The organism is Clostridium sp. UBA1652, assembly GCF_002320975.1.
Classification (GTDB): Bacteria; Bacillota; Clostridia; order Clostridiales; family Clostridiaceae; genus Clostridium_T; species Clostridium_T intestinale.
The window spans coordinates 36,398-55,479 of record NZ_DCLI01000050.1 but is presented as its reverse complement, the minus strand read 5'-3'; the positions used below and the strand labels follow the sequence as shown (position 1 = coordinate 55,479).

The following is a 19,082-nucleotide window of genomic DNA, read 5'->3' as shown; positions in this document are numbered from 1 at the left end:
AGCCGGAGGTTTTCTAGACAACAAAAAAGTCATGAGAAACTTCCCCATGACTTTTTAACTATATATTAAAATCTCTTGTAAGACCACTTCTTCTTAAAGATGTTTCAAATACTTTAAACAATGCAAAACCTGCAATTAAATTAATTATAACAGCTGGTAAAACAACTCCCATAAATAATACCCCAAATGATGCTCCTCCTGGTAGCCCTACTAGTATGGATGCAGACCCCAAGAATATTGTTCCACTTATTAAAGTTCCTATAGGAAGTATTATCCCTAAAACAATGTTCTTATTCAATCTCTCTCTTATTATATATAAAATTCCATAAACTATAGTAACAGTGACTATTTTATCTATTATATTAGGAATTTGTCCACCTGGGAACTTAGTTGTCATTGCTGTGAATATTCCTGTAACTATTCCTGCTATTAAAACAGTTTTATAATCTTTATTTAAAATCATAATGATAAATAATGTTGCAAGCGCAAAATCTGGTTGCATCGGAAAACCTAATGCTGGTGTAAATTGATGTAACATAAGTCCTATAGCTAATAATATTGAGTTTAATACTAATTTTTTTGTTTTCATAATAAATTGCCCCCTAAGTTTTTATATTTTTATATATTTTCTATGGATTTTCTAAAGCTGCCTTTCATTTCATGGTTCTGCCCCCTTATTAAAGAAATAAACTTACTATTTTAAGGTAAAATAAAAACTCCGTCCTATTATAAAATAATAGGACGGAGACTATAATCCGTGGTGCCACCTAAATTGCGTAAATACGCCACTCTTAAAGATACTAACATATCTTTATCCCTATAACGTGGGATTTACGATTAGGCTACTCTCCAAAAAGATTTCACTTTATTCCTCAAAGGCCCATTCATAATAAACTTTGGTATTGAGATCCCACCATTCTCAACTCTCTAGAACCATACATCTAAAACTACTCTTCCTTATCTCAGGATTATTATATATCTTTATTTTATATAATATTATACTATATACAAATTGTTGTCAATAATTATTTATATTTTGCTATTTGATTATTTATCATAGGTCTTAGAATTAAAAGCCAAAATAGAAGAGTTACTAATATACCTTTAACAAAAGAACTTAAACTAATACTCCACCATACTCCATCTAAACCTAACGCTGTTGATTTAGATAAAAATAATGCTAATGGAATTCTAAGAGCTGTAAAAACAATACTTACTACAGATGGAATTGTAGTTTTCCCAAACCCATTAAAGGCTCCTGCAGCAGTTATTTCTACGCACATAAATAACTGAGAGTAACCTAATATTTTTAAATAGGTTTCCCCTAGTCTTATAGCGTCTTCATTAGGTAAAAATAATGAAAAAATCTCCCCTCCTAAAAACACTAATAATATTGTCGCAGCTAAACCTGTTATTATTGCCATTCCCATAACCGCTATATAGCCTTTTTTTATTCTATCCCACTTCTTTGCTCCATAATTTTGCCCTATAAAAGTTCCTATTGCTGTAGAAAACCCTCCAGCTGTCATCCATGAAATTGCTTCTATCTGGGAGCCTACCTTTTGTACTGCTATAGGCGTAGGTCCAAAGCCAGCTATTATTTTTGCTAATACCATAGAGAAAAATGAAAAAAGTCCATTTTGAACTGCCACTGGAAATCCCATTTTACTAATCTTATATACGTACTCTCTATCCCAATATTTAAAATAATTAAATCTAAAATAATAGTGATTCATTTTAAGGATATGATATATAAATATTACTGTTACCACAACTTGTGCAAGTACTGTAGCTATTGCAGCTCCTGCTACACCTAAAGCAGGAAATGGTCCAAAGCCAAATATTAATACAGGGTCAAATACTATGTTAAACACTAATCCTACTGTATTTATTATAAATGGTGTTTTTGAATCTCCAGTTCCGTTAAATATAGAAGTAAATATAGGGTTTATAAAGTTAAAAGCAGTTCCTAATGCTATAATAACTAAATATATAATTGCATCCCTTATTATTCCTTCATCTCCTAAATCAAAAAAGTCTATTATTGGGTTTCTAAAAATAATCAATACCATTCCATATACAAAAGCAAGTATGATGTTGATTATTATACTATTTGATATGTATTTTTTAACACCTTCATCATCTTTTAGTCCAACAGATTGAGCAACTCCAACCTCTGCACCAACCTTAGATATTAAAATAAAAGATCCTCCAAACCAGCTAAAAAAACCCGCCGTTCCTATAGCTGCTACTGCTCCACTTCCAAGCCTTCCTATCCATAACATATCTACCATATTATAAAACATCTGAATAAATGATGTCCCCATTATAGGTAGCGCTAACTTCAATAATACACTTAATATTTTTCCTTTTGTTAAATCTATATTTTTATTCAAAACCTGTCCTCCAGAACTAATAAAAGGATATTTACTTTCTAGCTATACAATTACTATAGCTAATTTTTTTAGTAAACATCCTTAACTATATTATTTAATAAACTAAACAGCTATATATCTATCCTTCATCATAATAGCTGCATTTTCAAAGCTTTGTGGCCTAGAAAAATAATATCCTTGAACAAAATCACAGAATATACTTCTTAGATAATCAACTTGTTCCTTTACTTCCACCCCTTCAGCTACAACTTCTATTCCCAATTTGTGCGAAAGCTGGATTATATTTTCTACTACAAATTTACTTTTACTATTCTCCATTATATCTAATAAAAAACTTCTATCTATTTTTAATATATCTATAGGCAGCTTAGTTAGATAATTTAAAGAAGAATAACCAGTTCCAAAATCATCTAGTGCTATACTAACATCTAAATCTTTTAAAGCCATAAGTATTTTTATATTATTATCAAATGACTTCATTAACATACTCTCAGTTATCTCTATTTCTATAAATTTAGGAGATATCTCGTATTGTGCAATTAGTTGTTTAAACTCTTCAACAATGTCGCCTTCTCTTAGTTGTACTTCCGATAAGTTTACAGCTATTTTAAAATTATCATGTCCTAATTCTATAAACTGCTTGCACTTAATAAAGATTTCTTCTAAAACAAAACTTCCTATTTTTAATATCATCCTATTATTTTCAGCTATAGGAATAAATTCTGCTGGCGAGACAAATCCTAATCTCTTATTTTTCCATCTAGCTAAAGCTTCGAATCCCATAATTTTGTTGTCTGTTAACACAACCTTGGGTTGAAACTCCACATAAAGCTCATTATTATCCAAAGCTTCCCTAAGACCTTCTTCTATTTCATATAGTCTTATTATCTCATTTGCAATCTGATCATTAAAAAATTGATATGTATCTTTACCATTGCTTTTAGCTCTATACATAGCTGCATCAGCATTTTTTAGAAGCGTAGCAAAGTCAGCTGCATCGTCTGGAAACATTGATATACCTACACTTCCTGAAGTATATATATAGTTTCCTAATATGTTTTTTGGATACTTAAATACATTCGTTACCCCTTTTAATACATCCTCAACTTGTGATATCTTTTCAATATTAGGTAAAAATATTATAAATTCATCGCCGCCAAATCTACCTAACAAATCTTTTTCATTGATAGTTTTTTTTAATTTATCAGACAATGTTTTTAAAAGTATATCCCCATACTCATGTCCAAAAGAATCATTTATATACTTAAAATTGTCTAAATCTATAAAAATCAATGCGGCTCTATTTTTTTCCTTTTTGTGAATCTCAATGTATTTATTTATTGATTTTTTTAAATAATGTCTGTTATATAATCCCGTTACGGAATCATAATAACTCATATACCTTATCTTCAATTCTTTTTCTTTAATAGTATCTATTGAACCTTCTATAGCTAATTTATGTCTACGTTCAATTTCATCTAGCGCCGATTCCTTGTCTTTTAACGTTTTTTGTTCTGATTCTAAAACCTCATTTTTACTTTTAAACGCCTCTTTTTCAAGATATAGTTTTAAATAGAACGCACTTATCCCTACTAATAAAACATTACTTATGACATTCCCATATGTACTGTATCTTGCATAAACATTTATAGCTAATATAACGCCTATTGCTATTATTCCCCTAATAATTACAACCCTACTTTTCAAAATGCTCCCTCCACATGGATAATAGTACGCCCTCTATTCTAATTATATTTTCATTTATCTTTTTTATCTTTTATTATACTTGCTACTAAAGCCGCAGTTGCTACTAGTACTACAGCAATTCTCCCTTTACCTATTGGTTTCATCTCACTCACTCCTATCATATAGTAAATAACGCCAATAATATATTTTAATTATAATTACCAACTAAGCTTTTGTAAATGAATTAGTTTCACTATTATAAACATACCCCTCTTCACTAAATCTTTCTACAAGGGCATCCCTATCAACTTCCTCCTCATAACAATAATCCTCTAAGCTTCCATAAGAATCTCTAAGTTTCATATTCACAATACTTATAAGTATAAAAACATCTCTATTAAATATTTCTTCCCTGTTCATAAATTTCCTCCTAAATACCTACTTATTTTTTCAAATAATTGTAACAATACATTCAATTATTCAATATTATATTATTGTAAGTGCACTTACTTGAGATCATTTTGCAGTAATTAATAGCAATTTTATATACCAATTCCTTCAAATGCAACGTTTCTTTTAAAGGATATTAATGGGGAACCTTTAAAGGATTATTTGAAAGATACTGGATTATATAAAATTACTATTAATCTATCCTCTTTAGAATTATTTAATCATAATTCTTCTAGGCAATATACCTGAATTGATTTCATTTTAATTAAAGCTGAATTAGACATTACACCTCCTTTGTCTAATTAAAACCACCCTTATTTTAGGGTGGTTTTAATTATTATATTGAAGCTTCTATATATTTAACAACTTCAGTTAAATATTTTTCTTCCACTTCTGTAAATCTAGAAAGCTCTGGACTGTCTATATCAAGCACACCATAAACTTCTCCATCTTTTATTATAGGTATTACTATCTCAGAATTCGATGCTCCATCACAAGCTATATGTCCTGGAAATTCATGAACATTATCTACTATAAGAACCTTTTTTTCATCTGCAGCATTACCACACACACCTTTTCCTAAAGGTATTCTAATACAAGCTGGTAGTCCTTGAAATGGTCCTAAAACCAATTCTCCATCCTTCATTAAATAAAATCCTGCCCAGTTACATCTATCTAAATAGAATTTAATTATAGCTGATATATTTGATAAATTAGCTATAATATCTTTTTCATCCTGTAATTGTTCCTTACACGAATAAACCATAAATCCTAAAGATTCTTCTACATTTTCTGTACTTTTAAGTTCTTCCATAATTCTTCTCCTATTCTTTCATTTTCTTATATTAATATATTATCTTAAAATCCATAAATAAAAAACCCCTATAATATAGGAGTTTTTTGAGGATACTTATAAAGGGTTATGGCAAAACTCTGTTTTTAATTTCCCTGATAGTATCATCTATTATTCATTCATTTATACTAATAATATTAGGTTTTTAAAATTTATTTTTTATCCACTTTTTAGTTTCATCGTCACAAAAAGATGCTTCAATAGCATTTTTCATTAATTCTACAATCTCTTCATATGAAAATCCTAGTTTTTCATTTAAATTATATAATTCTTCCTCTAAAGTAATTCTTGATACTGTCATATTATCAGTGTTTACAGTTACTTTAATTCCTTCATCAAAATATTTCCTTATAGGGTGATCCTCAAGTCTATCAACAGCACTGGTGTTTAAGTTACTAGTAGGACACATTTCAAGGGTAATATTTTTCTCCTTAAGTACATCATATATCTTAGGATTTTTATAAGCATACATTCCATGACCTATACGTTCAGCATGCGTTATATCTATAGATTTAATTATATTCTCTTCTCTCCCAGTTTCACCTGCATGAATGGTTATATGATAGCCTAATGACTTAGCTAAATCAAAAACCTCTTTACTTTCTTCTGGAGGAAAGTCATGCTCATTTCCAGCTAAATCTGCTGAAACTACACCTTTATTTAAATATATTGCCCCTTTTCTAATAACATTTATATTATCTTCTAAGGGAAATCCTCTCATTGCACATAAAATTAAATTACTCTTTACTCCATATAACTTCTCGCCTTCTTTTATTCCATCGATGGCAGCCTCTATAACCTCTTCAATTGTTAATCCTTTAGAGGTGTGTAATATAGGTGCAAATCGTATTTCCCCATATACTACTCCTTCTTTACTTAAATCCTCTATAAGTTCCCTAGAAATTCTTTTTAAATTTTCTTTATTTTGCATTACCATAATTGGATAATCAAAAGCCTTTAAGTATTCTTTAAGTGATTCACATTTACCATCAACACTTAATATTTTTGAGAACTCTTCAAATGATTTATAATTAGTATTTTTTCCCTGCTTATTTAGTAACTCCCAAACAGTCTCTTCTCTAACACTTCCATCTAAATGAAGATGAAGTTCAACTTTAGGTAACTGTTTGATTTTCTCTCTAATATTCAATATTAACCTCTCCCTCTTTTAACGTTTCTATTTCTTTGAATACTTCTTTATAACCTCTAATTTTTGCTTTAGAAGTTTATTATGGTCTTTCATAGCATCAATATACTTTTTCTTCGCCGACTCCATTTTCTTTGAGTCTTTTTCCTCTATACTTGATTCTAATTCCTTTTTTAACTTCTTTACCTCTTGAGAATGTTCATTAATCTTTTCATCTATAGCTTTTAGCTCTTTTTTGCCTTCTTCGCTAAAATTCTTTAAATACTCTTGATCACTGATTCTCTTATCTTTAATTATCTGAATTCCTTCTTCTTTAGTTAATTCACCTTTGTCAACTCTATCTTTTATATCTTTTATAAAAGTTCTCATTTCTTCCTTTGATTCTTTTTTCATTCCTAGCCTTTTTTCATAAAGCTGTTGCATTTCTTTCCTAATTGCTCTTTTTTCACTTAATACCTCTTCAAAATCAGCCTTATTTGCCTCTTTGAATTCTTTAAATTTATCTTGTCCTTCATCAGCTTGTATTGTTATTTCACTTCTAGTCAAAACATTAATTTCTGTCGCAAATACAGGTTTAGATATTGCCATACCTGCTATAACAACTGCTATAAATACTTTTTTCAAAAAAAATCACTCCTTCTACTAAATATTTCACTTTTAGTATGAGTAATTTTTTGTTAAAAAATTCTAAGAGTTTAAATTAATTTTCTTAAAATCAAAATTCACTTCATTGTCAGATACATACCCTACACAAAAATATATTGAATTATCGTAAGATAATCCCAAAGATCCTGGATTTATTATAGTCTTTTTTCCATAATAAGTTAACAACATTTGAAGATGAGTATGTCCCATCAAAACATAATCAACCTCCTCAGAATAATCATCTATAAACTCTTCTATGGAACCTCCATTATAAATAATAGGAATATCTCTGTTTGAAGTTTCTCTTGAATGTACCATAAGAAACTTTCTCTCCTCAAGAGTTACTACTCGTTTTAGAGGTATATTTTTATACATAAGTATACATTCTTTAAGAAGAATATCATCAATATACTCTGATATATTGTCATCATGATTCCCTCTTATATTTATAAATCTTTTATCATTTATTATCTTTAAGAAAACCTCTTTATCGTTTTCCCCTCCAAAGATATCTCCTAAATTAAGAATGGTTTTAATATTTTCTTTGTCGGCATAATTAATTATATACTCTAAAGCCCTAAGATTTCCATGTATATCTGAAACTATGCAAAATTTCATTCTACTACCTCAAATCTAAATTTATATTATCTTAGCTACAAATATTATTATATAAGACGCTGGTATTAATAGAAATAATGCTAAAAATGTTCCTATTGCTTTACTTCCAACCATACCAATAACACAAGTTCTAAAATCCTCTTCAGTGCACTTTCCTTCCATAACATCATCCGTCATCATAGATAGCTGGGGATCTGTTACTAAGGTCATTAATATTGTAGCTACCCCATTTATTAATGCTGATAAAGACATGCATGTTTTCCCAAGGTCTGGTTGTAGGCTTCCTGCATATATAGGTGCAAGTGCCCCTACCGTAGATGCAGCTACAATTATTATATTAAGTACTATTATTCTCTTTGGAAATTTTCTAAAATCTATAGATGTAATGCTTTCTTTTACTGGAATTGCTATAGAATTTTTAACATACTTTATTCCAGATTTAGAGAAACTATGAATAATTAATTTTTGAAAGGATCTTTGCTCTGAAAAAGATTCCACCCCTTTTCCTAATATTCTTTGAAAAGATGGAATAAGAAAAGCGCCCACTATAGAAGCTACTCCTGAAATTATTATAATTAAATTAAAGGAATTAACTATATTTATATTTTCAGCACCTGTTTCTACAAACTTTGATAATATAGGATTTTGTATAGTAACTGCCAATCTAGATACAAGCATAAGTACGTTAAATAAAGCAAAAGATATTGCTATCTTACCAGTTCTAACCCCAACGAGTCTCACAGAATAAGCTAAAGTACCGATTAAAGAAATTATAAAATTCATCACTAAAACAATTATTATTCTAGCATCCATAATATTCCCTCCTTGTTTATAGAAAACATTCAATATCATAAATTTTACCACAAGCACCTTCTATATCGTTACCAACAAAACCATTACAAATCATTTCAGAACCTTTACAACCTAGAAAACCTAGATGAACCAATGCATCTAGGTTTAATATTTATATGAGATTCTCTTTTAGTCTTTTTATCTCTTCATCTTTTTGTTCTATTATCTCTTTATACTTATTGTCCATATCACAAAGATTTTTATTAAGAAGATGTATCAATGATGCCATTTCATCTGCACTTCCTGATATTCTATTAAATAGTAGTAGATTGGACTCTAATACCTCTGGTATTTTATTATGAGAATATCTAAGCTGATGATCTATTTCTCCATAACCTTCTTCAAAAATTGTTCTAACCTGTATTTCTGCTATAACCTTCTGACTGGTTGGATAAAATTCTATTAAATAATGCACTGACCTATATCCTGATTTTCTTGACTTAATCTGTATATCAAGCTCTTCAAATCGTCTAGTATCGTCCCCATCTCTTACATTAGCTGTAATTTCAACCACTTTCCAAGTATTTAATATAAATTCATGAATACTCTCCCAATCCTGTTTAAAAATATGAATAGCTCGAATACCTATAAGGTCATTTATTTCATCTCTATAATTTTCTAGAGAAAATCTAAAGCTCTCCCCATATATCTCTCTTCTCTCAGGTGTTTTCCTTATAATCTTTTCTATTAGCCTATATGGTCTTTTTACCCTGGACTTAACAGAATGAACTTTAGAATGGGTTCTAAGAATGGTTGATATAAACTCTGATTGTGTTTCATAGGTATCTACATATAAAACATAATCCTCATATATATCTTTTAAAATATTTGTATCAATATCATCCTCTTTTATTTCCTCTTCAATAGTTGGATATGTATCTAGGAATTTTTCTACATTAAACTCATTTACCATACGGTTCTCCTCTAAGCTTTATATTTTTCTAGTTCATCTATAAGCTCAAGTTCAACTAAATCCAAATTAGTTTTACCTATATAACCAAAAGGGATCTGATTTAATCTTATATAGTTTATAGCTTTATAATAAGTTGCATGACTCATATGTCCAGTAAAAAAGAATATATAATCAACCATACCTAAAACTGTAACATCAAAGTTTTCATTAAACCCATTAAGACTTCTTATTTCTGGGTACTTTTCTCTAAATTTTCTTCTCCACTCTTTAGCTCCACCAATGATTATGATCTTTTTACCATTTATATGATCAACTAAACTTTTATCCTCTTCTTCTGGTATATAGTTATTATCTTTTTCAAATACATACTCTCTTAAAGCATTCAATTCCATTTTATACTTTTGTTCTTCATATAGATTATTTTCTAGCTCTTTTATTCTATTTTTAAGATAATTTATTTCTATATTATGTTCTTTGATTAATCTATTTCTTTCATTATGTAATATATTTTCTGTTTGATTTTTATATTCTTCAAGATCTTTAACCTCAAGATTTAAATTTCTATTTTTATCCCTAACCTCATTTACTACACTTTTTAAATCCTTTAACTTGAAATTTACAGTCTCCTCATTGTTATTAAAATAAATTTCCTTAGATTCTTTATATTTATCAATTAAAAGCTGCATTATAACACTATTTATAAGAATATCTTCTAACTTAAATGCTGCTTTATCTGCTTTTATGTAAGCTAAAATTATTTTATCAATGTTAAACTCATCATTCTTAAATAAATAATCTATATCTAATTTATTTACTTTAAATATATTCTTTAAAATACTTAACTTTTCTTCATCATATTTATTAATAAAAGCTATAAAATCCTTATAGTCATTAATCTTACCATATTTTTTGTGAAATTCTTCTTTGATTTTATAAATTTTACTGCTTTTAGTTCTTATCTCTTCTTGGATATCTACTGAAATAAAGTCCTCAAACTCAAAATCCATTATGTCATCTATAATAGCTGTTATAAAGCCCTCATCTAACCAATTTGGGGATTTATATATGGTTATGTAAAAATATACTGCTGAATCTAACTTAGCCTCAATTTCTCTGGTTATCTTATCCATCTTTGAATACTTATTAACTAATTTTTTCTTGTCTACCTTTTTAACTGAATTAAAGACTTCTGGATAGTAAAGTCTTAAAATCTTTATAATGCTGTTTCTCAGATTAAAATCATATTCAGCTATTAATAAAATACCAAGAACTTTTCTTGCATATATCTCTTCTTCTAAATCACCTTGATTCATCAAAATATAATTTATAGTTGAAGATTTTATTGAGGCACCATAATATTTATCATTATCTTTATTATATATTTCATCTATCTTAATTCTTGCATCACTATTAGAAGCTAGACCTATACTTACTTTAGCCAATATATAATCCTTAACTATAGAGGTTCCTATGCCAATCTTTTCTCCTATTTTTCTAGAGAAATTTTCTATATTAATATAGTCATCATTTCTATAATTTTTTTCATACTCCACTATATTAATCCCCCTTTATAATTCCTCTATAATAACGTCATTTATAAACCCTATCCAATCAAAATTATATCAAAATCTACTATTCATTACAATTAGGAGGAAACCATGTTATCCAATCAATATTTTATCCTCAGGATATTTTATAGGGTTTGCTTTTGTGTTTCTAGAAACTGATAAAACCACCATTATTGGTCCAAGTCTTCCTAAATACATAGTAATCAATATAATACACTTGCCTATAAAGGATAATTCCGTAGTTAATCCTAAAGTTAATCCAGTAGTTCCAAATGCTGAAGTAGCTTCATAAAGCAGATATTGAAAAGAAACACCTTTTTCTGTCAAGGAAAGTATCATGGTTACAACAGTTACTAATATAAAACCTAATATAGAAACTATAAAAGCTTTATGAACAGAATCTTTAGCTACTCTTTTCTTTAAAATTTCAGTATCGTCTTTTCCTTTGATAAAGCTAACTATAGTAAATAATATAGTTGCTAATGTTGTAGTTTTTATTCCTCCAGCAGTTGATCCCGGCGATCCTCCAATAAACATCAAAATAGTTGTTAAAAATATCCCAGCCATAGTCATATCTCTAACAGAAATGGAACTATATCCGGCAGTTCTTAAGCTTACAGATGAGAAAAATGATGACAGTAGTTTGTCTTTAATATTCATACTTCCCATAGTACCTAAATTATTATATTCAAATAAAAATATCAGAATAGTTCCCAAAACAATAAGAGTCACAGTAGTAAGTAAAGCTACCTTACTATGTAAAGACATTCTTTTTAATCTCTTATTAACATATATCTCATGCCATACAGGGAATCCAAGTCCTCCAACAATTATAAGAGCACTTATAGTCAATATTATTGTAATATCATCATAATAAGGCATCAAACTTTTAAAATCACCCAATAAATCTACTCCTGAGTTACAAAAAGCTGCTATAGCATGAAATATACTATAATAAACACCTTTTTTAAAACCAAATTCAGGTATAAATCTTGTAGCTAAAAGTGTTGCTCCTATACCTTCTATTACAAATGTAAAAATTATTATATATCGTGCAAGTTTAATTAATCCTTGAAGTCCAAAAGAGCTCATAGCCTCCTGCATAACCAAGCGCTCTCTTAAGGTTATTTTTTTCCCTAACATTACGGCAATTAAGGTAGCAAAAGACATAAATCCTAAGCCGCCTATCTGAATAAGTACTATTATAATCGTCTTACCAAAATAGCTCCAATATACTCCTGTATCAAGTGTAGTTAATCCAGTTACACATACAGCAGAGGCTGACATAAATAATGCATCTATAAACGGAGTCTTTTCTCCTAAAGCTGATGCTATTGGAAGGGTAAGTAGCATTGCTCCACTTAATATTATTAATCCAAATCCAATTGCTAATATCCTAACAGGAGTAAACTTTATTTTTACCAGATTATTTATCATCCTATCTCCTATGTAATAAAAAACTACTTAAAAAGTAGTTTTTTTAATATATGTTATTTTTTCACTTTGCTAATATTTAAACTTTAATATATTATAGCATAATTATCATAATATTTCCCAAGAATACTCTATCTCAAAACCTCTGTACCAGTGTTCTATATTTATTTTATTTAGTTTTAACTTAATATTTGAGAATTATAAGAAAATAACTTAAAATTACTAAATAAAATCCTTATTATGCTAAATGTCCGAACATTCGAATGTTCGGACATTTAATTACTAAAACTTTTCTGCCAAAGAATTAAGAGAATCTTTATGCAATCTATAAACTGTCCACTCATCCATCGGAATAGCTCCTAAGCTTTTATAAAACTTAATAGAAGGTTCATTCCAATCAAGACAAGACCATTCAAGTCTACCGCAATCTCTTTCTACTGCTAACTTTGCTAAAAAGCTTAAAAATACTTTTCCAAAGCCCTTTCCCCTCATATGTGGTTGTATATATAAATCTTCTAAGTATATTCCTGGTTTTCCAATAAACGTAGAGAAGTTATAGAAAAACAATATGAATCCAACTGCTTTCCCCTGATATTCTCCAATAACAACCTCAGCTACTTTACGCTCAAAAATAGATTTCTTTAATATCTCCTCTGTAGCCAAAACCTCATTTAATAAATTTTCATACTCTGCTAGTTCTTTAATAAAACCTAATATTATTTCTGTATCCTTTTCTTCTGCAAATCTTAATTTAAAATCATCAAATTTTGTATCAATTATAGTACTCATATGTTTTCCTCCCCAACTAAATTAAAATTATTATACCATAACTTAAAACTCATTACCTTATCCCTACTTTTCTGTATTTTTATATTGACACCTCTATAAAGTCTATGTTATTCTATAAATTTGTTATTTTTATCGATATGTGGTATACTATATATAAATTATACAATTGGAGCGTGATTATTTGTTTAAGATTGGTGATAATATTGTTTATCCAATGCAAGGTGCTGGTACTGTAACTGCTATAGAAGAAAAGGACTTATTCGGAGAAAAACAGAACTATTATATAATAAACTTACTTAATAATATGCAAATTATGATACCATCCGAGAAAATATCTGCTATAGGGATACGCTTTGTAACTGATTCTAACACCTTAGAAACTGTACTTTCAAATCTTCGTAGTGTTGATTTATATACAAACGAATCTCTTACATACAAAGAAAGATACACTATTAATATGACCAAAATTAAATCTGGTGATCTTATTCAAAGTTCAGAAGTTATCCATGATTTAATGATTTTAGAAAAAGGGAAAGCACTTAATAGCAGTGAAAAACAAATGTTAAACAGTGCAAAAAAACTTTTACTTAGCGAAATATCTTTAGCTAAAGGTCTAACTGAAGAAGAAGCTAATACTCTTTTATGTAGTTCAGTGTATAATTAAATGCAACAAAAAAGCTGTTNNAACAGCTTTTTTGTTGCATTTTTACATTATAGATACATTCTCAGCTTGTGGTCCTCTGTTTCCTTCAACCACGTCAAAACTTACTCTTTGACCTTCTTGAAGAGTTTTGTAGCCATCTCCTTTAATTGCAGAAAAATGTACAAATACATCTTTTCCACCCTCAATTTCAATAAATCCAAAACCTTTTTCTGAATTAAACCATTTTATTGTTCCTTCTTTCATAGATAAAAAAACCTCCAAAAATTAAGCTTTATAATTAAGCTTTATAAAATATTTGTGTAGCGTAATACTTTCCATTATTATAGTAGACTCCTATACCTATTTCATCATAATTATTAGAAAGTATATTAGCTCTATGTCCTGGTGAGTTCATCCATTGATTAACTGTATATGCACCAGTAGGAGTCATTCCTGTTGACGTATATATATTCTCTCCCATTGCAGAATATCTTAAACCATTATCAGTTAACATTTTTCCTGGATCTCCATAGGTTGGAGATGTATGTGAAAAATAATTTTTGTCATGCATATCCTTGGATTTCATAGCTGCAAGCTTAGATACCTCACTATTTAACTTTAATGGTTGAAGCCCTTGTTTTTGTCTCTCTGCATTAGTGCTGTTTAATATGTCTGTTACAAGATCTCCTGATGCTTGATTTACATCCTTATTAGTGTCCCCAGCAGCTGGAGTTTGCGTGTTGTTATTTGTTGATGGTTGTGTTGTACCGGTTCCTGGTGTTGCTGTACCAGTTCCTGGAGTAGTTGTTCCCGTTCCTGGTGCTGCTGTTCCGTCACCTGTCACTCCAGGAGCAGGTAGATTAGAATCTGGTGTTCCAGGTACTTCAGTTGCATTTTCATTAGTTGGATTTTCTATAGTTTCTGGTGTTGTCTCTTCTGTAACATCATTAGGATTATTAGCTTTATTACATCCATATAAAGGCAAACCTAAAAGCATAGCACTCATAATTAAAGAAATAAATTTTTTCATTACTTCACCTCCTACAATTATTGTGAGCTTTTTAAGGTTATTCATAATACTTTTTTACAGGTAATTAAGAGATAATATATTAAGTATGTATTTTTTTAACAAAAAAACTACAAAACTAATCATCAACTAGTTTTGTAGCTTTTACTAAAATTTAAAAACTTTATCTAATTCTTTTTTAAGTTCATCTGTTATTTCAAGTAGTGGAAGTCTCACTTCTGACGACTCTATTAGACCTAATTTATATAGGCAATATTTTAAAGGTGTTGGGTTTGGTTCCTTAAATAAAAGTGGAACAAAACTATATAATTCTTTCCAAGTTTCTAAAGCAGCTAAATGATCATTGTTTTTAATATCATTATATACTTTAACAAATTCTTCTGTTCTCATATGTGAAGAAGCTAATATTCCTCCATCTCCACCTAATGCAAGAGTTGAGAAAAAAGAAGCATCTTCTCCTGTTAATATAGATAAATCTTTCGGAGGATCTAATAATAAATCTGTACTCTGTTTCATATCCCCACAAGAGTCTTTAATAGCTACTATATTTTTAAGTTCTGCTAACTTGTGAATAGTTTCATTTTCGATATTTCTTCCTGTTCTATATGGTATATTATATAAGATTATATCTAAATAAGTTGCTTCAGATATAGTTCTAAAATGCTCATATATCCCTCTTTGATCTGGTCTTGAATAATATGGAGATACTGATAATATCCCATCTACTTTATATTTTTCAACAACTTTAAGTTTTTCAATTAACTTCTTAGTATTATTACCGCCTAATCCTATATAAACAGGAACTTTTCCATCTACATATTCCATAGTTTTTTCAACTATCTCTTCATATTCTCTGTCTGATATTACTGGACTTTCACCAGTAGTTCCAAGTGGTATGAATCCATGAATTCCTTTTGTTAAATAGTTGTCCACCATTTTTTTATAAGAATTAAAATCCACCTCATCGTTTTTAAATGGCGTGATTAATGGAACAAATACTCCTCTTAATGACATAATATATTACCCTCCTAAAGCATTAAATTAAATTTAAAATAAATAAAGCCCTGGAAAAAATCCAAGGCTTCTTACTCATACAAAATAAGAATAAAATCCATTGGATAGCTCTCCACAAAAAATTGTGACAATCTTACATATATTTTATGCAAGACCAGCGATATAACCCTTAAAGCGTAGGTTACATACTTCGGCGATGGTTCCTTTCTCATTACTTCTCAGTGCTTACCTCCATAATGATACTATTAAACATCGCGCCTCTATCTCAAAACTATTACTTTTCGTTAATTATACATTCATATCTGCTTTTAATCAAGTATTAATTTAATATATCTTTCAAACTTAAGTCAAGAGATTTTGTAACCTCATCTAATTTTTTAGTTTGTTCTTTTACATTATTGGCTGTCTCATAACCTTTTCCAACTATTATTGCTGTATCTAATGCATTTAAATATCTATCATTTATAAGATTTATTTCACTGCTATGTTCTAATTTTCCGACCTCACTTTTAATTTCTACTAATCTATCTGTATTTTCTTTAACGTTTTTACCTTCTTTAATATCATTTACAAGATTTATTGATTCTTTAGATATTGAAGTTATATTTTTAAAATATCCATAGTCAACCTTATATCTATTTATTTCATAACTTATAGATTTTTTAGTAATTAGTATATTGTACGCGCTAACCCCTAGAGTCAATATAAGTATAACTAATATAATAAATTTTATAATTCCTTTAATAAATTTTGCAGCTATGTATACTAATATAATTGCAACTATTACTAATATTATATTTTCCAAATTTATTCCTGACATTTCACTCTTCCTTTCATTAATTCCTATTATAACATAAAAAAACTGAGAATAGTTCCCAGTTTTTATTTTAGTGTTTATTTCTTTTGTTTTGAATTTCTGGAACTGGTTCTACAGTGTTCTTTTTAGGTGTTTCAAACCTCTTACTATTCCATGAAGATTGTTGATCCTTTTTAGCCATAATCTCACCTCCATCAAGTATCTAAAATGTAGTTTCTACACTAATATGTATTTTATTCAATTTGTTTTTTACTTCAACTTTATAACTTTATTAAAACTAGATTAAATATCCTAATGAAGCTTGACATAAAGATATTTATTTAATTATACTGTTGATATAATTTGGATTTATTACCAGTTTTGCTTTATATAAAAAATGGAAATATTCACAATATAAATTAAGGAGAAAAAATGAGAGATAAGCATAAAATATCTAATAAAAAAAATAAATTTGAAAGATCTAAAAACAGTACAAGCAATCTTTTAAAAACTAAAGAAAATAAATTTTACAATTCTTTAGAAATCCTTAGCATAAAAACCATATTAAGAAGTATCTCAACAATTGCTGTAATTTTTATACTTATTATAGGATTTATAGGATACACTAATATTCAAAAAATTAATAAATATCAAAATGAAATATATAACAACAATCTAATTCCTATTACCTCCATACAAAATATTGAAAGTTCCATTTTAAAAGCTAAGATAGCGTCAAAGGAAATTTTAAGTAATTATACTATTGTTAAAGAATCAGAACTCTCTACTCTTCAATCAAATATAACTAAAAATATGGATACTTTCTCAAAAAATATTAAAATGAATGAAACAGAAAATAAACTATATGCAAGCTTAACTCAATCAATAGATAGTTATTTTTTATCAATAAATAATTCAATTAATCAATTAAAAAACTCTAAAGAAGTAAATCAAGATGAAATTAATCAAATTACATCAGCAGAAGATAACATACTTGAAAATATTAAAAATCTTAAAAACTATGAGATTAATTCAGCTGACGAACTTAATAAAAATGGAGAAGCTACATATAAAAGAACTTCAAATGCTTATCTAATCTTACTTGTAATAATTGTAATCATTGGATATTTAACAACAGTAGTTTTTAGAAAACTAGTACAACATATGTCTAAAAATATATATGAAAAAGTAAAGATTTTATCTAGTGGAGATTTCACAGTTCGATTTGATACACACTCTAATAATGAGTTTGGGTTAGTTAGTAGAGAGCTTCACAAATCAATAGAATCTATATCTCAAATGTTAAATAAAATAAAGGCTATCTCAAGCGAGGTTTTTGACCAAAGTAGTTCTCTATCAGCTATCTCTGAAGAAATGAACTCTTCAGCAGAACAGGTCTCTTCAGCGATAGAAGGGGTTGCAGATGGTGCAACTAATCAATCTCAGGAGCTTATGAATACCTCAGAACTTTTAAATAATTTTTCAAACAATATGAATTCTATTTTAACTTCTATTCATAACGTAGATGAAAAGGCCTCTGTAATAAACAAAGAGATTTCTCTTAGTAATGAAGACCTAAGTATTTTACTAAATTCCATACATAAAATTACTTTTGAATTTAATGAGGTTTCCAAAAAAATTCTTGCTTTAGGTAATGATATTAGTCAAATAAACAAAATTACGGACATTATCCAAGATATAGCAGATCAAACTAATCTTTTATCACTAAATGCTATGATAGAATCCGCAAGAGCAGGTGAGGCAGGAAGAGGGTTTGCAGTGGTAGCTGATGAAATTCGAAAACTTGCTGAACAAACAAAAACTTCTTCTAAAAATATTAATGACTTAGTTGGTTCAGTTTCTAATGAAGCGGATTTAGTAATTAATACAACAAACAATGTCAATTCAACTTTAAAAGAACAATTAACTATAGTAAAAAAATCAACTGATTCTTTTAAGTCTATAATTGATTCTTTTTCAAATATGCTACCTGAAATTAAAAGCATAGCAAATCAAGCTTCTATTATAGATACAGAAAGAAACTCAATAATTACGAATGTAGACTCAGCTTCATCAATATCTGAAGAAAATTCTGCCTCAGCTGAAGAAATATCAGCTTCAATTAGTGAAATGAATAAGTCTTCTTATGAAGTTGCTTTATCCTCACAAAAACTAACTGAAATAACTCAAGAAATGATTAATCGAGTTAATACTTTTAAATTATCTTAAAATAACAGCAGATAGGTCTTGT

General features: G+C 28.6%; 19 protein-coding genes, 1 riboswitch and 1 other annotated feature. Of the genes, 2 read left to right on the top strand and 17 right to left on the bottom strand.

The window, feature by feature from the left end; all coding sequences use genetic code 11:
• Window positions 1–58 precede the first annotated feature (58 nt).
• The 13 genes from B3N22_RS09655 to B3N22_RS09595 all read right to left on the bottom strand — a co-directional run bounded on the left by B3N22_RS09655 (window position 59) and on the right by B3N22_RS09595 (window position 13,351).
• Window positions 59–589 carry a tryptophan transporter gene (locus tag B3N22_RS09655; protein ID WP_073021002.1) on the bottom strand — a complete coding sequence of 177 codons (531 nt, stop codon included), beginning with the start codon at window positions 587–589 and terminating at the stop codon, window positions 59–61.
• A gap of 145 nt (window positions 590–734) precedes the next feature.
• Window positions 735–973, bottom strand: a binding site (T-box leader).
• Between the two features lie 52 nt (window positions 974–1,025).
• Window positions 1,026–2,396, bottom strand: a complete 1,371-nt coding sequence (locus B3N22_RS09650) for an MATE family efflux transporter (RefSeq protein ID WP_286906639.1) — start codon at window positions 2,394–2,396, stop codon at window positions 1,026–1,028.
• Window positions 2,397–2,498: 102 nt separating this feature from the next.
• The gene (locus tag B3N22_RS09645) at window positions 2,499–4,103 is read right to left on the bottom strand and encodes a putative bifunctional diguanylate cyclase/phosphodiesterase (protein WP_073021000.1); all 1,605 of its coding nucleotides are present in this window, start codon (window positions 4,101–4,103) and stop codon (window positions 2,499–2,501) included.
• Window positions 4,104–4,307: 204 nt separating this feature from the next.
• The gene (locus tag B3N22_RS09640; protein ID WP_073020998.1) at window positions 4,308–4,502 is read right to left on the bottom strand and encodes a DUF4250 domain-containing protein; all 195 of its coding nucleotides are present in this window, start codon (window positions 4,500–4,502) and stop codon (window positions 4,308–4,310) included.
• A 367-nt stretch (window positions 4,503–4,869) separates the two neighbouring features.
• On the bottom strand, window positions 4,870–5,346 hold the full coding sequence (locus tag B3N22_RS09635) for a GAF domain-containing protein (RefSeq protein WP_414632229.1): 477 nt from the start codon (window positions 5,344–5,346) through the stop codon (window positions 4,870–4,872).
• 184 nt (window positions 5,347–5,530) lie between these two features.
• Window positions 5,531–6,535: an adenosine deaminase gene (gene add / locus B3N22_RS09630; protein ID WP_073020991.1), complete on the bottom strand. Its 1,005-nt coding sequence runs from the start codon at window positions 6,533–6,535 to the stop codon at window positions 5,531–5,533.
• A gap of 27 nt (window positions 6,536–6,562) precedes the next feature.
• Window positions 6,563–7,156: a hypothetical protein gene (locus B3N22_RS09625; RefSeq protein ID WP_286906634.1), complete on the bottom strand. Its 594-nt coding sequence runs from the start codon at window positions 7,154–7,156 to the stop codon at window positions 6,563–6,565.
• A gap of 63 nt (window positions 7,157–7,219) precedes the next feature.
• A complete protein-coding gene (locus B3N22_RS09620; protein ID WP_286906631.1) occupies window positions 7,220–7,795 on the bottom strand; it encodes a metallophosphoesterase family protein in 576 nt (191 codons plus the stop codon).
• Between the two features lie 21 nt (window positions 7,796–7,816).
• Window positions 7,817–8,608: a lipid II flippase Amj family protein gene (locus B3N22_RS09615; protein ID WP_073020982.1), complete on the bottom strand. Its 792-nt coding sequence runs from the start codon at window positions 8,606–8,608 to the stop codon at window positions 7,817–7,819.
• A 151-nt stretch (window positions 8,609–8,759) separates the two neighbouring features.
• Complete coding sequence (locus B3N22_RS09610) at window positions 8,760–9,560, bottom strand: RelA/SpoT domain-containing protein (RefSeq protein WP_286906628.1); 801 nt, start codon at window positions 9,558–9,560, stop codon at window positions 8,760–8,762.
• Between the two features lie 11 nt (window positions 9,561–9,571).
• Window positions 9,572–11,113, bottom strand: coding sequence for a hypothetical protein (locus tag B3N22_RS09605; protein WP_286906626.1), 1,542 nt, complete (start codon window positions 11,111–11,113; stop codon window positions 9,572–9,574).
• A gap of 108 nt (window positions 11,114–11,221) precedes the next feature.
• Entirely contained in the window at window positions 11,222–12,565 is a 1,344-nt protein-coding gene (locus B3N22_RS09600; RefSeq protein ID WP_286906624.1) for a TrkH family potassium uptake protein, read from the bottom strand.
• Window positions 12,566–12,844: 279 nt separating this feature from the next.
• On the bottom strand, window positions 12,845–13,351 hold the full coding sequence (locus B3N22_RS09595; RefSeq protein WP_073020970.1) for a GNAT family N-acetyltransferase: 507 nt from the start codon (window positions 13,349–13,351) through the stop codon (window positions 12,845–12,847).
• Window positions 13,352–13,532: 181 nt separating this feature from the next.
• On the opposite strand from B3N22_RS09595, the gene B3N22_RS09590 reads away from it, so the two are divergent.
• Complete coding sequence (locus B3N22_RS09590) at window positions 13,533–14,015, top strand: CarD family transcriptional regulator (RefSeq protein WP_207650354.1); 483 nt, start codon at window positions 13,533–13,535, stop codon at window positions 14,013–14,015.
• A 42-nt stretch (window positions 14,016–14,057) separates the two neighbouring features.
• Here B3N22_RS09590 and B3N22_RS09585 read toward each other — a convergent pair whose 3' ends face one another.
• The 4 genes from B3N22_RS09585 to B3N22_RS09570 all read right to left on the bottom strand — a co-directional run bounded on the left by B3N22_RS09585 (window position 14,058) and on the right by B3N22_RS09570 (window position 16,855).
• Window positions 14,058–14,258 (bottom strand): cold-shock protein, encoded by a 201-nt coding sequence (locus B3N22_RS09585; protein ID WP_021802977.1) that lies wholly within the window; start codon window positions 14,256–14,258, stop codon window positions 14,058–14,060.
• 34 nt (window positions 14,259–14,292) lie between these two features.
• On the bottom strand, window positions 14,293–15,024 hold the full coding sequence (locus tag B3N22_RS09580; RefSeq protein WP_286906618.1) for a CAP domain-containing protein: 732 nt from the start codon (window positions 15,022–15,024) through the stop codon (window positions 14,293–14,295).
• A 144-nt stretch (window positions 15,025–15,168) separates the two neighbouring features.
• Window positions 15,169–16,035, bottom strand: a complete 867-nt coding sequence (dapA, locus tag B3N22_RS09575; RefSeq protein WP_238903178.1) for a 4-hydroxy-tetrahydrodipicolinate synthase — start codon at window positions 16,033–16,035, stop codon at window positions 15,169–15,171.
• Window positions 16,036–16,132: 97 nt separating this feature from the next.
• Window positions 16,133–16,306, bottom strand: a riboswitch (Lysine riboswitch).
• A gap of 48 nt (window positions 16,307–16,354) precedes the next feature.
• The gene (locus B3N22_RS09570; protein WP_286906615.1) at window positions 16,355–16,855 is read right to left on the bottom strand and encodes a hypothetical protein; all 501 of its coding nucleotides are present in this window, start codon (window positions 16,853–16,855) and stop codon (window positions 16,355–16,357) included.
• 408 nt (window positions 16,856–17,263) lie between these two features.
• Here B3N22_RS09570 and B3N22_RS09565 point away from each other — a divergent pair, with 408 nt between their 5' ends.
• Window positions 17,264–19,060 (top strand): methyl-accepting chemotaxis protein, encoded by a 1,797-nt coding sequence (locus B3N22_RS09565; RefSeq protein ID WP_286906613.1) that lies wholly within the window; start codon window positions 17,264–17,266, stop codon window positions 19,058–19,060.
• The last annotated feature ends 22 nt before the right edge of the window (window positions 19,061–19,082 follow it).

Bases quoted from the DNA above. Each gene is read 5' to 3' on its own strand.
- dapA (WP_238903178.1), bottom strand. From the start codon at position 16,035: ATGTCATTAAGAGGAGTATTTGTTCCATTAATCACGCCATTTAAAAAC.
- B3N22_RS09615 (WP_073020982.1), bottom strand. From the start codon at position 8,608: ATGGATGCTAGAATAATAATTGTTTTAGTGATGAATTTTATAATTTCT.
- B3N22_RS09620 (WP_286906631.1), bottom strand. From the start codon at position 7,795: ATGAAATTTTGCATAGTTTCAGATATACATGGAAATCTTAGGGCTTTA.
- B3N22_RS09580 (WP_286906618.1), bottom strand. From the start codon at position 15,024: ATGAAAAAATTTATTTCTTTAATTATGAGTGCTATGCTTTTAGGTTTG.
- B3N22_RS09570 (WP_286906615.1), bottom strand. From the start codon at position 16,855: ATGTCAGGAATAAATTTGGAAAATATAATATTAGTAATAGTTGCAATT.
- B3N22_RS09610 (WP_286906628.1), bottom strand. From the start codon at position 9,560: ATGGTAAATGAGTTTAATGTAGAAAAATTCCTAGATACATATCCAACT.
- B3N22_RS09585 (WP_021802977.1), bottom strand. From the start codon at position 14,258: ATGAAAGAAGGAACAATAAAATGGTTTAATTCAGAAAAAGGTTTTGGA.
- B3N22_RS09640 (WP_073020998.1), bottom strand. From the start codon at position 4,502: ATGAACAGGGAAGAAATATTTAATAGAGATGTTTTTATACTTATAAGT.
- B3N22_RS09600 (WP_286906624.1), bottom strand. From the start codon at position 12,565: ATGATAAATAATCTGGTAAAAATAAAGTTTACTCCTGTTAGGATATTA.
- B3N22_RS09595 (WP_073020970.1), bottom strand. From the start codon at position 13,351: ATGAGTACTATAATTGATACAAAATTTGATGATTTTAAATTAAGATTT.
- B3N22_RS09635 (WP_414632229.1), bottom strand. From the start codon at position 5,346: ATGGAAGAACTTAAAAGTACAGAAAATGTAGAAGAATCTTTAGGATTT.
- B3N22_RS09655 (WP_073021002.1), bottom strand. From the start codon at position 589: ATGAAAACAAAAAAATTAGTATTAAACTCAATATTATTAGCTATAGGA.
- B3N22_RS09565 (WP_286906613.1), top strand. From the start codon at position 17,264: ATGAGAGATAAGCATAAAATATCTAATAAAAAAAATAAATTTGAAAGA.